Origin of the sequence: Actinoplanes cyaneus, assembly GCF_016862095.1 — a bacterium.
Lineage (GTDB): Bacteria > Actinomycetota > Actinomycetes > Mycobacteriales > Micromonosporaceae > Actinoplanes > Actinoplanes cyaneus.
Genome location: NZ_BOMH01000007.1, coordinates 394,415 through 408,703, shown reverse-complemented (window position 1 = coordinate 408,703; position 14,289 = coordinate 394,415). Strand labels below are relative to the sequence as shown.

Sequence of the window (14,289 nt, the reverse complement as noted above, 5' to 3'; positions counted from 1 at the left end):
TCGGCGGAGCCACAGGACTTCTCCGGCTTGCCGGACTCGCGACGTGACACGGCTGCCGTGCTGGGCGCCGGCCCGCTGCCAACGTGATCTTCCTGGACGCGCTGCCGCGCAACGCCACCGGCAGTCAGGAGCCGGCCCTGCCGCTGTCAGGCGCCGACGCGGCGCAGCAGGCCCTCCTGGACGGCGCTGGCGATGTGCCGGCCGTCCCGGGTGAACATCCGCCCGCTGGCCAGGCCCCGGGCACGACTCGCCGACGGGCTGGCACTGTCGTAGAGGAACCACTCGTCGGCCCGGAAGTCGCGGTGGAACCAGAGCGCGTGGTCGAGGCTCGCGCCGACGACGCCGCCCGGCCCCCACACCTCGCCGTGGTACGACAGGACCGCGTCCAGCAGCGACAGGTCGGACGCGTAGGTCAGCGCGCACGCGTGGATCAGCGGATCGTCGGGCAGCTTGCCGTCGATGCGCATCCACACCCGCTGCTGCGGGTCGGCGTCCCGGTCGCCGGGCGGCACCCAGCCGGGCTGGCCCAGGTACCGCACGTCGACCGCCTGCGGGCTGGCGTTGAAGACCGTGCGGCGGCTCGGGTACTTCGCCACCCAGTCCCGCATGGTGGGGACGTCCTCCGGGGCGGGCACCCCCTCCGGCGCCGGCTCGTGGTGATCCAGGCCCTCCTCGGGGATCTGGAACGACGCCGACATGAAGAAGATCGTCTTGCCGTGCTGCTTCGCGGTGGAACGCCGTACCGAGAAGGATCTTCCGTCCCTGATGTTCTCCACCTGGAACGTGATCGGCTCGGTCGGATCGCCCGGCCGGACGAAGTAGCCGTGGAGCGAGTGCACCGTGCGGGCCGGATCGACCGTCCGGCCCGCGGCGACCAGCGCCTGCCCGGCGACCTGGCCGCCGAACACGCGCTGGGCACCGGTCTGCGGGCTGTCACCGGTGAAGGTGGCCGCGTCGACCTGCCTCAGGTCGAGGATCTCCAGAAGCTGGTCGACGGCGGCCTGGCCCTGCAGGGGCTGCGTCATACGGCGGAGGGGTCCACGAGGGAGCCGAGCTGGTGGACGCGCAGGGTGTTGGTGGAGCCGGGCGCGTTCGGCGGGGAGCCGGCCACGACGACCACGTAGTCGCCGGGCTTGGCCAGGCCGAGACCCAGCATCTTCGCGTCCACCTGGCGGAACATGTCGTCGGTGTGCTCGACGAAGTCGGTCAGGAACGTCTCGACGCCCCAGCTCAGCGCCAGCGTGTTGCGCACCTCGGCGACCGGGGTGAACGCGTAGAGCGGCAGGTCGCAGTGCAGACGCGCGAGGCGGCGCACGGTGTCGCCGGTCTGCGAGAACGCGACCAGCGCCTTGGCGCCGATGTTCCGGGCGATCTGCGAGGCGGCGATGGTCAGCGCGCCACCGTGCGTCTTCGGGTCGTGCTGCAGCCGGGCCACGCCCAGGCCGCCACCCTCGGTGGTGGTGACGATCTTGGCCATCGTGCTGACCGTGAGCACCGGGTACTTACCGACGGAGGTCTCGCCCGAGAGCATGACCGCGTCGGCGCCGTCGAGCACCGCGTTCGCGACGTCGGAGGCCTCGGCGCGGGTCGGGCGCGAGTTCTCGATCATGGAGTCGAGCATCTGGGTCGCGACGATGACGGGCTTCGCGTTCTCCCGGCAGAGCTGCACGGCGCGCTTCTGCACCAGCGGGACCTGGTCCAGCGGGAGCTCGACGCCCAGGTCGCCACGGGCCACCATGACGCCGTCGAAGGCCAGCACGATCGCCTCGAGGTGGTCGACCGCCTCCGGCTTCTCCACCTTGGCGATGACCGGGACGCGACGACCCTCCTCATCCATCACCGAGTGGACCATCTTGATGTCCTCCGGCGAGCGGACGAACGAGAGCGCGACCAGGTCGACGCCGAGCTTCAGGGCGAAGCGCAGGTCCTCCTCGTCCTTGTCGCTCATGGCCGGGACGGAGACCGCGACGTTCGGCAGCGAGACACCCTTGTTGTTGCTGACCGGGCCACCCTCGGTGACCAGGCACTGGATGTCCTTGCCGTCGACGACGCCGGTCACCTCGACAGCGACCTTGCCGTCGTCGATCAGGAGCCGGTCACCGGCCTTGACCTCCAGCGGCAGCTTCGTGTACGTGCAGGAGACCCGCTCCTTGGTACCGACGATGTCGTCGCTGGTGATGACCACGCGGTCACCGGTCTCCCAGCGGTGCGGCCCGTCGGCGAACTTGCCGAGCCGGATCTTCGGACCCTGGAGGTCGGCGAGGATCGCGACCGGACGGTCGGCCTGCTCCGCGGCGGAGCGGACCAGCTCGTACATCTCCCGGTGGTTCTCCCGGGTGTCGTGGCTGAAGTTCATCCGGGCCACGTTCATGCCCGCTTCCACCAGGCCGAGCATCCGCTCCGGCGACTTGGTGGCGGGGCCCATCGTGCAGACGATCTTTACGCGGCGTGTCACGGCCATCAGGCTAGTCCTTCTCCTGGGGCGGCTCGGCGGCCGACCCCCGTCCTCGGCATGAACTGCGAGTGTCGACGGCGAGGTCAACCCGGGAAGTCACGGGAACGCTACGTCGTCCGCGGGCTTCAGCGACCGCCGGCTCAGCTTAACGGTCGCCGCTGTGCGCCCGTCGGCACATGCCACAACCCCGCCCCACCAGCACAAACAGGACCCGCCACCCGATCGGGTGAAAGGTCCTGTGAGTTACCCGAGAGCACCACGCATTTCGCCCGTCGATGCCGAGAGTGCCGGAAAACAACCAGCGAAGCGCAGTCGTTTTCCGGTGCTCTCGGCATCGACCTGAAGGGCCGAAATGCCGCGAGCCGAAGGCGACGCCGATTACACAGCCCGCGAGCCGAAGGCGATGCCGATTACACCGAGCCGATCACACAGCGAGAGGCTGCTGGTCGGACCGGACCGGCGCGGGAAGGTCCCCCGCGGCGCCCAGGTAGTCGTGGATCGCCGCCGCGGCCGACCGGCCCTCGGCGATCGCCCACACGATCAGCGACGCGCCCTTGTGCATGTCGCCCGCCACGAAGACACCCTCGGCGGACGTCTGCCAGCCACCGTCCGCGTCCAGCACGCTGCGCCGGTTGCGGGTCAGGCCGAACTGGGACAGCAGCGGCTGGTCCTCGGTGCCCTCGAAGCCGATCGCCAGCAGCACCAGGTCGGCGCGCAGCTCACGCTCCGAGCCGGGAGTGACGGTGACCGTCCGGACGCCGTCGATCCGCTGCACCGACACCTCGGCGAGCCGGATCGCGACCAGGTTGCCGTCCGCGTCACCGACGAACTCCTGCACGGCCACGCCGAAGACGCGGTCGCCGCCCTCCTCGTGCGCCGCGTAGCTGCGCAGGATCATCGGCCAGGTCGGCCAGGGGTCCTTGACACCGACCCGGGTCTCGGGCGGCAGCGGGTACTGGTCGAGCTGGGTGACCGAGGCGGCGCCCTGGCGGTGCGCGACGCCGAGGCAGTCCGCTCCGGTGTCGCCGCCACCGATGATGACCACGTGCTTGCCCTTGGCGTCGATCGGCGTGGTGTCCTGCAGGCCGGCGACGATCCGGTTGGCCGGCACCAGGTGCTCCATCGCCAGGTGCACGCCCTTCAGGTGGCGGCCCGGGGTCTCCGAGGTGTCCCGGCCGGCGAGCGCACCGGCGGCCAGCAGCACCGCGTCGAACCGCTCACGCAGGTCGTCGGCGGTGATGTCGACGCCCACGTTCACGCCGGTCTGGAACTCGACACCCTCGGCGGACATCTGCGCGAGCCGCTCGTCGATGACGTGCTTCTCGATCTTGAAGTCCGGGATGCCGTACCGCAGCAGGCCCCCGATCCGATCGTCGCGCTCGTAGACCGTGACCGCGTGACCGGCCCGGGCCAGCTGCTGGGCGGCGGCCAGGCCGGCCGGGCCGGAGCCGACCACCGCGACCGACTTGCCGGAGGCGACCGGCGCCGGCTGCGGGACCAGGCCCCGCTCGAACGCGTGGTTCGCGATCTCCACCTCGACCTGCTTGATCGTCACCGGGTCGTCGGAGATGCCGAGCACGCAGGCCGCCTCGCACGGCGCCGGGCAGAGCCGGCCGGTGAACTCCGGGAAGTTGTTGGTGGCGTGCAGCGACTCGATCGCCGACTCCCAGTTCCCGGTACGGACCAGGTCGTTCCAGTCCGGGATCCGGTTGCCCAGCGGGCAGCCTTCGTGGCAGAACGGGATGCCGCAGTCCATGCAGCGGGTGGCCTGGTCGCGGATCAGCTCCTCGCCCGCGGGCGGGTAGACCTCTTTCCAGTCCATCAGGCGCAGCGGGACGGGCCGCCGCTTGGGCAGCTGCCGCTCGTACCGGAGGAAACCGTTCGGATCAGGCACTGGTGACCCCCATGACCGCCTCGTCAACGTTGCGACCGGCGGCTTCGGCGGTCCTGATCAGCTCCATCACGCGCTTGTAGTCGCGCGGCACCACGGCGGTGAACTGCTCGACCGCGGCCGGCCAGTCCTTGAGCAGGCGCTCGGCGACGGCCGAGTCGGTCTCCGCGTGGTGCTTCTCCACCAGCGAGCGCAGCGTGTCGCGCTCCTCGTCGGTGAGCGGCGCGAGGTCGACCAGTTCCGGGTTCACCAGGTTCTGGTCGAGGTCGAGCACGAACGCCTTGCCGCCGCTCATGCCGGCCGCGAAGTTGCGCCCGGTCGGGCCGAGCACCACGACGGTGCCACCGGTCATGTACTCGCAGCCGTGGTCGCCCACGCCCTCGACGACGGCCACGCCACCCGAGTTGCGGACCGCGAACCGCTCGCCGACCCGCCCGCGCAGGAACAGCTCGCCGGCCGTCGCGCCGTACAGGATGGTGTTGCCGGCGATGGTGTTCTCCTCCGCCGTGAACGGCGCGTCCTCGGCCGGGCGCACGATGATCCGGCCGCCGGAGAGACCCTTGGCGACGTAGTCGTTCGTGTCGCCGATCAGCCGCAGCGTGACGCCCCGCGGCAGGAACGCGCCGAACGACTGGCCACCGGTGCCCCGCAGGGTGAACTCGATGGTGTCGTCGGGCAGGCCGTTGCCGCCGTACCGCCGGGAGACCTCGCCGCCCAGCATCGCGCCGACGCTGCGCTGGTCGTTGCGGGTGACCACCTCGGCGCGCACCTTCGCGCCCTTGATCAGGGCCGGCTGGGCGAGCGCGATCAGCTCGTTGTCCAGAGCCTTCTCCAGGCCGTGGTCCTGAGCGACCACGCCGCGGCGGGCCGCGCCCTCGGGCAGCTCGGGCACGTAGAGGATCGGCGCCAGGTCCAGCTTGTTGGCCTTCCAGTGGTCGATCGCGTCCGCCACGTCCAGGATCTCGGCGTGACCGATCGCCTCCTCGATGCTCCGGAAGCCCAGCTCGGCCAGGATCTCCCGGACCTCCTCGGCGAGGAACATGAAGAAGTTCTCCACGAACTCCGGCTTGCCGGTGAAGCGCTCGCGCAGCACCGGGTTCTGCGTGGCGATGCCGACCGGGCAGGTGTCCAGGTGGCAGACGCGCATCATGACGCAGCCGGAGACGATCAGTGGCGCTGTCGCGAAGCCGAACTCCTCGGCGCCGAGCAGGGCCGCGACGACCACGTCACGCCCGGTCTTGAGCTGGCCGTCGACCTGCACGGTGACCCGGTCCCGCAGCTTGTTCAGCAGCAGCGTCTGCTGCGCCTCGGCCAGGCCCAGCTCCCACGGGGTGCCGGCGTGCTTGAGCGAGTTCAGCGGGGACGCGCCGGTGCCGCCGTCGTGGCCGGAGATCAGGATGACGTCGGCCTTCAGCTTGGCGACACCCGCCGCCACCGTGCCCACGCCGATCTCGGAGACCAGTTTGACGTGCACCCGGGAGGCCGGGTTGACCATCTTCAGGTCGTGGACCAGCTGCGCCAGGTCCTCGATCGAGTAGATGTCGTGGTGCGGCGGCGGGGAGATCAGGCCGACGCCCGGGGTGGCGTGCCGGGTCTTGGCGACCCACGGCCACACCTTGTTGCCGGGCAGCTGGCCACCCTCGCCGGGCTTCGCGCCCTGCGCCATCTTGATCTGCAGGTCGTCCGCGTTGACCAGGTACTCGCTGGTCACGCCGAACCGGCCGGAGGCGATCTGCTTGATCGCGGAACGGCGCTCCGGGTCGTAGAGGCGCTCGACGTCCTCGCCGCCCTCACCGGTGTTCGACTTGGCGCCGAGCCGGTTCATGGCGATCGCGAGGGTCTCGTGCGACTCCGCGGAGATCGAGCCGTAGCTCATCGCGCCGGTGGAGAAGCGCTTGACGATCTCGGCGGCCGGCTCGACCTCGCTGATGTCGATCGCGGGCCGGTCGGAGGCGAACCGGAACAGGCCACGCAGGTGCCCGGCCTGTGCCGACAGCTCGTTGACCTTGTCGGTGTACTTCTGGAAGACGTCGTACTGCTTGCTGCGGGTGGCGTGCTGCAGCAGGAAGACGGTCTCCGGGTTGAACAGGTGGATCTCGCCCTCGCGGCGCCACTGGTACTCGCCGCCGACCTCGAGCCGGCGGTGCGCCCGCTCGGCCTTGTTCGCCGGGTACCCCTTCTCGTGGCGCGCCTTGACCTCGGCGTGGATCTCGGCGAGACCGACGCCGCCGATCCGGCCCGAGGTGCCCGCGAAGTACCGCTGGAGCAGCTTGTTGTCCAGGCCGACGGCCTCGAACACCTGCGCGCCGCAGTACGAGGAGACCGTCGAGATGCCCATCTTCGACATGATCTTCAGGACGCCCTTGCCGAGCGCCTTGACGTAGTTGCGGATCGCCGTGCGCGGGTCGATGCCGGTCAGCGCGCCGGTGGCGATCAGGTCGTCGACGGACTCGAAGGCCAGGTACGGGTTGACCGCCGCGGCGCCGAAGCCGATCAGCACCGCCGCGTGGTGCACCTCACGGCAGTCACCGGACTCGACGACCAGCGCCACCTGGGTACGGGTCTGCTCGCGCACCAGGTGCTGGTGCACTGCGGCGGTGAGCAGCAGCGACGGGATGGGCGCCAGGTCCGCGTTGGAGTCGCGGTCGGAGAGCACGAGGATGCGCACGCCGTCCTCGATCGCCTCGGACACGTGCCGGCAGATCTGGGTCAGCCGGGCCTTGATGCCGGCCGCGCCGTCACGCAGCGGGTAGAGGCCGGAGACGCGGACCGCCTTGAAGCCGGGCAGGTCGCCGTCCTCGTCGATGGAGAGCAGCTTGGCCAGCTCGTCGTTGTCGATGATCGGGTACGGCATGGCGATCTGACGGCAGCTCGCCGGCCCCGGGTTCAGCAGGTTGCCCTCCGGCCCGATCGTCATCGAGAGGCTGGTGACCAGCTCCTCCCGGATGGCGTCCAGCGGCGGGTTGGTGACCTGCGCGAAGAGCTGGTGGAAGTAGTCGAAGAGCAGCCGCGGCCGGCTCGACAGCGGGGAGATCGGCGTGTCCGTGCCCATCGAGCCAAGCGGTTCTGCCCCGGTCCTGGCCATCGGGCCGACCAGGATCTTCAGCTCCTCCTCGGAGTAGCCGAAGACCTGCTGCCGGCGCAGCACCGAGTCGTGCGTGTAGATGACGTGCTCGCGCGGGGGCAGGTCGGCCAGCTCGATCAGGCCGGCGTGCAGCCACTCCGCGTACGGCTGGGCGGCGGCCAGCTCGGCCTTGATCTCCGCGTCGTGGGCGATCCGCCCGGCCGCGGTGTCGACCAGGAACATCTTGCCGGGCTGCAGGCGACCCTTGGCGACCACGTCGGCCGGGTCGAGGTCGATCACGCCGGCCTCGGAGCCGAGCACGACCAGCCCGTCCTTGGTGTGCCACCAACGGCCCGGGCGCAGGCCGTTGCGGTCGAGGACCGCGCCGATCTGCGTGCCGTCGGTGAACGCGACAGCGGCGGGACCGTCCCACGGCTCGATCAGGCTCGCGTGGAAGCGGTAGAAGGCACGACGCGCCGGGTCCATGCCCGGGTCGTTCTCCCACGCCTCCGGGATCATCATCAGCACGGCGTGCGGCAGGCTGCGGCCGGACAGGTGCAGCAGCTCCAGCACCTCGTCGAAGCTGGCCGAGTCGGACGCCTCCGGCGAGTTGATCGGGAACAGCCGCTTGATGTTGCCGGGCAGGTTCGGCGTGGAGAGCAGCGCCTCGCGGGCGGCCATCCAGTTCTTGTTGCCCCGGATGGTGTTGATCTCGCCGTTGTGGGCGATCAGCCGGTACGGGTGAGCCAGCGGCCACGACGGGAACGTGTTCGTCGAGAAGCGGGAGTGCACCAGCGCGATCGCACTGCTCATCCGCTCGTCGCTCAGCTCCGGGAAGAACTCCGGCAGCTGCTCGGGCGTGAGCATGCCCTTGTACGTGATGGTCCGCGCGGAGAGCGAGGGGAAGTACGCCGGGACGCCCCGCTGGGACGTCTCCCGCTCCGCCTGCTTGCGGATGCAGAACGCCACCCGGTCCAGCTCGATGCCGGAGAGCGGCTCACCGGCCTTGCCGGCGGGCGAGTCGACGAGCCGGTGCGCGGCGATGAACACCTGCCGGATCGCCGGGCGCGCGTCCTCGGCGGTCGCGCCCAGACCGGCCGGGTTCACCGGGACGTCGCGCCAGCCGAGCAGGTCGCCGCCCTCGACGAGCGCGTACTTCTCGAAGACCTTGATCGCGCGGGCGGCCTCGGCGGGGTCGGTCGGCAGGAACACCAGACCGGTCGCGTATCGGCCCGCCTCGGGCAGGTCGAAATCGGTCACCGCGCGGTAGTACTCGTCCGGGATCTGGATCATGATCCCGGCGCCGTCGCCGGTGTTCTGCTCGGCGCCACGCGCGCCCCGGTGGTCCAGGCGGATGAGCGCCGACAGGCCCTTGGCCACCACGTCGTGGCTTCGACGGCCATGAATGTCAGCAACAAAGGCCACGCCGCAGGCGTCACGCTCGAACGCCGGGTCGTACAACCCCTGGAGATGCGGATATGCCACCGGGCCTCCTGTCGTCTCTGGTGTTTCGGATCAAGGTCGGGACGACGTCGGCCCTGCAAAGTCTCTTGAGTCTACGTTAAGAGACACTGATCTCCGCCAGGTGCGGATTGATCACACCTGACGCCCGGATCACGGGTTGGTGTGGACGAACTGAATAGCACAGCCGCACCGGGGACCGGTAGTCTCGCGCGATGGCACGAGCGGATTCCGACCACTTCGACCGGCTCGAACAGTTCTACGACGCTTTGCCCCGGCCCTGGGCCCGGATCGAGGAGATCGGTTCCCTGGTGCTCTTCGTCCGCGAGGGCGAGGGCTGGCCCTACTATGCACGACCACGCATAGGCTCGCCCACCCCGTCCGCGGCCGACCTGATCACGTGCCGGGCCCGGCAGCGCGAGCTGGGGGTGCCGGAAGCGTTCGAGTGGGTGCACGAGACCACGCCCGACCTGCTCGCCGTGGCCCGCTCGGCCGGCCTGGAGGTGCTGCTCGCGCCACTGCTCAGCCTCGATCCGCAAGCCCTCGTGCCGGATCTTCCGGTGCCCGGCGCGACGCTCCGGCGGCTCGACCCGAACGCGCCCGGGTTCGCCGCGGACCTGGCCGCCTCGCGGGCCGTGGCGCGGCTCGCGTTCGCCGCGCCGGCCTACCGCACCCCCCTCGAGGTCGCCGAGAACACGCTGCTCATCGAGGGTGCCGGGCCGTCCGAGCGGGACGCCGCGGCGGAGTCCTCGATCACCGCCGAGGCGGTGCGGAGCATCGGCCGGATGCTGGCCGGCGGCGACTACGAGACCGTCGTCGTCGAGTCACCGGAGGAGGGCGTGCTGGCCACCGGTACCAGCCAGCGCGCCGGCGACGTGGCCGAGATCGCCGGGGTGGCCACGCTGCCGTCGGCGCGCGGGCGTGGTTACGCCTCGCAGCTCACCGCCTCGCTCGCCCGGGGACTGCTGACCCGCGGCGCCGACCTGATCTTCCTGACCGCCGGGGACGACGACGTGGCCCGCCTCTACACGAAGGTCGGGTTCCGCCGGATCGGCACGGCCTGCATCGCCGCGCCGGTCGCCCTCTCCCTGTGACACGCGAGGTCCCCGCGACTCGCTCACACTTCCCAGGATTTGGTACGCCGTAAGCACCGTGCTGGGCTCTGCCCGTTACCGATACCGTGCCTGGCCCGTCCCGCACGAGCTTCCGGCCGCACCCGGTCCACCTGTGTCCAGCGCGTGAACCACCCGTGAAGAACGCCACCCGTCCCAAGATCCGGACCAGCCCCGCAACTTGATCCCGCACCACCTGAACCCCACGCCAGATCCGAACCGTGCTGAGCCGGCAACGCGCGTCCTAGTCCCGGCTGGTCCTCATGGGCGTTATCCGGGACGGATAACGCCCATGAGGACCAGCCGGCACCACCAGCCGCGTCGCGAGTCCGACCCGCTGCGAACCTTGCGTACGCCGGCTGGCGCTCACGGTCGTTCCGAGCCCCGAGAACCAGCCCTGAGCACCAGCCGAGTCGGCACGCCGCGCTTACCGGCCCGGCCCCAGCGGACCTCGCGCGGGCACGCAGGGGGCTTGGTCGTGTCGCCTGCGGACGGGCGGTCCATCGTCGTACGGCAAAAGGGGTTAATCCGGCGGGGACCAGTCGGAGACCGGGTCGAGGGTGCGGCCGAGCAGGCGCGGGCGCATGTGGTTCAGCGCGGCGTCGCGGGCTCGGAGGGCGAGCCGGCCGCGGGCCTGGACCACCGCTGACATCCGGCGGTTCTGCCGGACGACCGTCGCCGTGCGCGGCTGACGCAACCGCGTGTAACCCTCGATCGCCCTGGTCAGCGCATCGCCGGGGGTGGCGTCGGCGAGCAGGGAGCGCAGCGTCGCGGCGTCCTCGAAGGCGAGGCACGCGCCCTGCCCCAGGTGGTGCGGCATGGCGTGCGCGGCGTCACCGACCAGGACGACGCCGCCGGGGCCGGAGGGGAAGGTGTACGTCCGGGGCAGTGGCCGCAGCTCGCGCACGCCCTGCGGGACGAGCTCCTCCGGGCGGGTCAGCGACAGCAGCTCGCCGACCGGCTCGTGCCAGCCGGAGAACCAGCGCTGGAGCAGGGCGAGCTGGGTGGCGGCGGGTTCCGGGCGGGCGGCGCCGGCGGCGGTCGCGACCCAGTAGATGCCGCCTTTGCCGGCCGCGTGCGCGCCGAGCGGGATGGCGATGAATCGGTAGCCCGCGCCGAGCGTCTCGCCGCCGAGCGCCTGGCCGTCGGAGAGCCTGGGCACGCGGTAGCCGGGGATGACGGCCTGCCACGCGGCGAAGCCGGAGCCGACCGCGACGGCCTCGGGGGCGAGCGCCGCCCGGACCCGGCTGTCGATGCCGTCCGCGGCGACCACCAGGTCCGCCTCGATCAGGGTCCGGCCGTCACCGACCGCGGGGCGTTCCCGGCGGCCGGTGCGGACGGTGGTCACCTCGAAGCCGGTCCGGATCTCGGTGTCGCCGAGGTCCGCGACCAGCGCGTCGTAGAGGTCCTCCAGGTGCGCGACGGCCGGGGCGGGCCCGGTCGCGCCGGCCCGGGAGCGCGGCGGGACGAGCCACTGCCCGTCCGGGCGGCGCACCCCGCCGTCCGGCAGCGGGGACGTGCTGGCCGACCAGGCGCCGTCCGGGTCGAGCGACTCCAGCGCGCGCCGGCCGTTGGGCCAGAGGACGACAGCGGTGGGCGGGGCGGCGATCCGCTCGGCGCGTTCCAGGAGCGTGACCCGCCATCCGGTGCGGGCCAGCGCGCCGGCCGTGGCCAGACCGGCCATGCCCGCACCCACCACCACGGCCGTACGCACGTGTTGCCCGCCTTCCGCCGGGCTCAGCGGTCGCCGGCGGAGTTGTCGGCGGACTCGCTGGTCACGGGCTCGGGGTCGGCCTCGCGCTCCTCGGCGGCCGGGATCGCCCCGGTCTTCCGGTACTCCAGGAACTCCTCCTCGGTGACCACCCGGTACGACGCCGGCGCCTTGGTGGCGGTCGTCTCGGCGGAGACATCCACCGCGGAGACGTCCGAGCCCTCGACGGCCGGCTCGGGCGCGTCGGTGGGAATCACGTACTCCCGGGGGCCACGCTTGACGACGAAGTAGATCGCCGCGCCCAGGAACACCACGATCGACACGAACACGTTGAGCCGGATGCCGAAGAAGTGGTTGGCCTCGTCGGTGCGCAGCATCTCGATCCAGCAGCGGCCCGCCGTGTACGCCATCACGTACAGCGCGAACGCCCGGCCCCTGCCGAACTTGAACCTCCGGTCCAGCAGCCAGACCAGGCCGCCGACGCCGACGTCCCAGATCGCCTCGTAGAGGAAGGTCGGGTGGTAGAGGTCGGGAAGGGTCAGCGGCTCGCCGTCGACGGTCGACGCGTGACCCGGGTTCGCGGTGTCCATGGTGTGCACCTGCAGGCCCCAGGGCAGCGTGGTGACCTTGCCGTAGAGCTCGTTGTTGAACCAATTGCCGAACCGGCCGATGGCCTGCGCGATCGGCAGCGCCGGGGCGAGCGAGTCGGCGAAGACGCTCAGCGGGATGCCCATCTGCCGGGCCGCGATCCACGCGCCGAGCGCGCCACCGGCGACGGCGCCCCAGATGCCGAGGCCGCCCTCCCAGATGTACAGCGCCCGGACCGGGTCACCGCCGGAGCCGAAGTAGTCCTGCGGGGAGGTGGCCAGGTGGTAGAGCCGGGCGCCGACGATGCCGAACGGCACCGCCCAGACCACCATGTCCAGCGACGCCCAGGGCGCCACCCCGCGGTGACGCAGCCGCTGCTCCATCAGCAGGGTGGCGACGACCATGCCGGCGATGATGCACAGCGCGTAGGCCCGGATCGGGAGTGGGCCCAGGTGCCACACCGACGTGGTGGGACTGGGGATGAGGGCGTAGTTCACGGGTGCACACGCTACCGTCGCCGGGCCACTGCGCAATGCCCAGGGAGGCAACGGTTCAGGGCCAGAGAGCTTCCTTGACCCAGGAATCGGCGGAGCGCCGGTAGCGCAGCCGCGGATGCCGCCGGGAAGCGGGCTCACCCTGCCAGAACTCGACGCTGACCGGCGCCAGCGCGTACATGACGTGGCTCTCCGGCACGAAGTCCGGGTCCTCGGCCAGCAGCCGCTCGGCCTCGTGCATCGCCAGGGTGACATCCGACAAGTCGGCCAGCACGTCGCTCTGCACACTGCTCAGCGACGCCGTCCTCGACGTCGGGGAGCGCGACAGGAAGTCCGCGGCCGCGGCCGCAAGACCGAGATCGAACACCTTCCCGCGTACGCGGATCTGCCGCCCCTGCTCGGGCCAGTAGAAACCGAGCGCCGCCTGCGGGCCCGCGGTGAGCTGACGGCCCTTGGCGCTGCGACGGTCGGTGGCGAAGTGCCAGCCGCGCTCGTCCACCTCGCGCAGCAGCAGGACCCGCACGTCGGGCAGCCCGCCCTCGTCGACCGTCGCCAGGTTCATGGCGTGCGGCTCGCGCACCCCGGCCGCGACCGCCTCGCCGAACCAGCGCAGGAACAGCTCACGCGGCTCGGCCGGGGTCCGGTCGAGGTCGAACCGGGCCAGCTCGCCGGTCATCGCCGGGAGGGTGCGTAACAACCAGCTGATGCTCATCAGCGGCGGCGCACACCGTCCGCCAGCTCCGAGCTGAGCGAGCGCAGGCGGGTCAGGCCGGTGGCCCGGTCGGGCGCCTCCAGCACGCAGCGGATCAGGGCGCTGCCCACGATCACGCCGTCGGCGAACGCGGCCACCTCGGCGGCCTGGTCACCGGTGCCGACGCCGAGCCCGACGCCGATCGGCATGACCGGGTCGGCGCGGCGGATCCGGGCGACCAGCTCGGGTGCCTGCGAGGAGACGGACGTGCGGGCGCCGGTGACGCCCATCAGCGCGGTGGCGTAGACGAAGCCCCGGCAGTTCTCCAGGGTCATCGCGAGGCGCTCGTCGGTCGAGCTCGGCGCGACCAGGAACGTGCGGTCGATCCCGTGCCGGTCCGACGCGGCGATCCACTCGCCGGCCTCGTCCGGGATCAGGTCGGGCGTGATCAGCCCGGTCGCCCCGGCCGCGGCGAGATCGCGGGCGAACGCGTCGACGCCGTACTTCTCGATCGGGTTCCAGTAGGTCATCAGCACGACCGTGGCGCCGGCCGACGCCACGGCCTCGATGATCTTCAGGGTGTCCCTGGTCCGGACGCCGCCGGCCAGGGCGATGTCGCTGGCCTTCTGGATCACAGGGCCGTCCATCACCGGGTCCGAGTACGGCAGCTCGACCTCGATCACGTCGCAGCCGGCCTCGTGCATCGCGATCATCGACTCGATGCTGTGGTCCACCGTCGGGAAGCCGGCCGGCATGCAGCCGATCAGCACCGCGCGGTTGTCCGACTTGGCCTTCGCGAAGGTCTCCGCGATGCTCACGCGA

At 71.4% G+C, this 14,289-nt stretch carries 8 protein-coding genes and 1 pseudogene; 1 reads left to right on the top strand and 8 read right to left on the bottom strand.

Annotation, left to right across the window (positions count from 1 at the left end; genetic code table 11):
* Positions 1 to 146: 146 nt before the first annotated feature.
* From Acy02nite_RS06155 to gltB, 4 genes are all read right to left on the bottom strand, one after another.
* Positions 147 to 1,025 (bottom strand): acyl-CoA thioesterase, encoded by an 879-nt coding sequence (locus Acy02nite_RS06155; RefSeq protein WP_203738800.1) that lies wholly within the window; start codon positions 1,023 to 1,025, stop codon positions 147 to 149.
* The gene (gene pyk / locus Acy02nite_RS06150) at positions 1,022 to 2,461 is read right to left on the bottom strand and encodes a pyruvate kinase (protein ID WP_203738799.1); all 1,440 of its coding nucleotides are present in this window, start codon (positions 2,459 to 2,461) and stop codon (positions 1,022 to 1,024) included. The genes Acy02nite_RS06155 and pyk overlap by 4 nt, the downstream gene beginning before the upstream one ends.
* Before the next feature lie 418 nt (positions 2,462 to 2,879).
* Entirely contained in the window at positions 2,880 to 4,349 is a 1,470-nt protein-coding gene (locus Acy02nite_RS06145; protein ID WP_203738798.1) for a glutamate synthase subunit beta, read from the bottom strand.
* The gene (gltB, locus tag Acy02nite_RS06140; protein WP_203738797.1) at positions 4,342 to 8,895 is read right to left on the bottom strand and encodes a glutamate synthase large subunit; all 4,554 of its coding nucleotides are present in this window, start codon (positions 8,893 to 8,895) and stop codon (positions 4,342 to 4,344) included. The genes Acy02nite_RS06145 and gltB overlap by 8 nt, the downstream gene beginning before the upstream one ends.
* A 191-nt stretch (positions 8,896 to 9,086) precedes the next feature.
* Here gltB and Acy02nite_RS06135 point away from each other — a divergent pair, with 191 nt between their 5' ends.
* The gene (locus Acy02nite_RS06135; RefSeq protein ID WP_203738796.1) at positions 9,087 to 9,965 is read left to right on the top strand and encodes a GNAT family N-acetyltransferase; all 879 of its coding nucleotides are present in this window, start codon (positions 9,087 to 9,089) and stop codon (positions 9,963 to 9,965) included.
* A gap of 541 nt (positions 9,966 to 10,506) precedes the next feature.
* Here the strand turns inward: Acy02nite_RS06135 and Acy02nite_RS06130 are convergent.
* The 4 genes and pseudogenes from Acy02nite_RS06130 to trpA form a co-directional block, all read right to left on the bottom strand.
* Positions 10,507 to 11,697, bottom strand: a complete 1,191-nt coding sequence (locus tag Acy02nite_RS06130) for an FAD-dependent oxidoreductase (protein WP_203738795.1) — start codon at positions 11,695 to 11,697, stop codon at positions 10,507 to 10,509.
* A pseudogene (lgt, locus tag Acy02nite_RS06125) lies at positions 11,585 to 12,779 on the bottom strand (prolipoprotein diacylglyceryl transferase); the annotation flags it as partial. The pseudogene lgt and the gene Acy02nite_RS06130, both read right to left, overlap by 113 nt.
* 55 nt (positions 12,780 to 12,834) lie before the next feature.
* The gene (locus tag Acy02nite_RS06120; protein WP_239174270.1) at positions 12,835 to 13,488 is read right to left on the bottom strand and encodes a pyridoxine/pyridoxamine 5'-phosphate oxidase; all 654 of its coding nucleotides are present in this window, start codon (positions 13,486 to 13,488) and stop codon (positions 12,835 to 12,837) included.
* A complete protein-coding gene (trpA, locus tag Acy02nite_RS06115) occupies positions 13,488 to 14,285 on the bottom strand; it encodes a tryptophan synthase subunit alpha (RefSeq protein ID WP_425548250.1) in 798 nt (265 codons plus the stop codon). The genes Acy02nite_RS06120 and trpA overlap by 1 nt, the downstream gene beginning before the upstream one ends.
* Positions 14,286 to 14,289: the final 4 nt, after the last annotated feature.

Bases quoted from the DNA above. Each gene is read 5' to 3' on its own strand.
- Acy02nite_RS06155 (WP_203738800.1), bottom strand. From the start codon at position 1,025: ATGACGCAGCCCCTGCAGGGCCAGGCCGCCGTCGACCAGCTTCTGGAG.
- pyk (WP_203738799.1), bottom strand. From the start codon at position 2,461: ATGGCCGTGACACGCCGCGTAAAGATCGTCTGCACGATGGGCCCCGCC.
- Acy02nite_RS06135 (WP_203738796.1), top strand. From the start codon at position 9,087: ATGGCACGAGCGGATTCCGACCACTTCGACCGGCTCGAACAGTTCTAC.
- Acy02nite_RS06120 (WP_239174270.1), bottom strand. From the start codon at position 13,488: ATGAGCATCAGCTGGTTGTTACGCACCCTCCCGGCGATGACCGGCGAG.